At 68.6% G+C, this 666-nt stretch carries 1 protein-coding gene; it reads left to right on the plus strand.

Annotated features, from left to right (window positions below; all coding sequences use genetic code 11):
* Nucleotides 1-6: 6 nt before the first annotated feature.
* The coding region (locus tag QSK26_RS41455) for a phospholipid carrier-dependent glycosyltransferase (protein ID WP_352244495.1) at nucleotides 7-666 on the plus strand (660 nt) is incomplete at its 3' end.

A 666-nucleotide genomic window follows, 5' to 3' on the forward strand; every position in this document is an offset into this window, starting at 1 on the left:
CCGCCGCTGGGTAAGTGGATGATCGGTGTGGGTGAGTGGTTGTTCGGGCCGAATCCGTTCGGGTGGCGGTTCGCGGCGGCGTTGGCCGGGGCGTTGTCGATTCTGATGCTGGCGCGGGTGGCGCGGCGGATGACGCGTTCGACGTTGCTGGGGTGTCTGGCGGGTTTGCTGCTGGCGTTGGACGGTTTGCATTTCGTGTTGAGCCGTACGGCGTTGCTGGATGTGTTCCTGATGTTCTGGGTGCTGGCCGGGTTCGCGTGTCTGGTGGTGGATCGGGACTGGGCGCGTGGCCGGTTGGTGGCCTGGTATGAGACGTCGGCGTTGACGGGTTCGGGTCCGTGGCTGGGTTTGCGTCCGTGGCGGGTCGCGGCGGGGGTGTGTCTGGGTGCGGCGTGTGCGGTGAAGTGGTCGGGGGTGTTCTTCCTGGTCGCGTTCGCGGTGATGTCGCTGGTGTGGGACGCGGGTGCGCGGCGGGCGATCGGGATCCGGCGGCCGTTCGGTGGGGCGTTGCGGCGGGACGTGCCCACCGCGTTGACCGCTTTGGCGGTGGCTCCGGCGGTCACGTACATCGTGTCGTGGACGGGGTGGTTCGTCTCGGCGCAGGGGTACGGGCGTAACTGGGCGCAGGCGACCTCGGCCGGTCCGGCCTTCTTCGTCTTCGACTCG

This window comes from Microtetraspora sp. NBRC 13810 (assembly GCF_030268685.1).
Classification (GTDB): Bacteria; Actinomycetota; Actinomycetes; order Streptosporangiales; family Streptosporangiaceae; genus BSRQ01.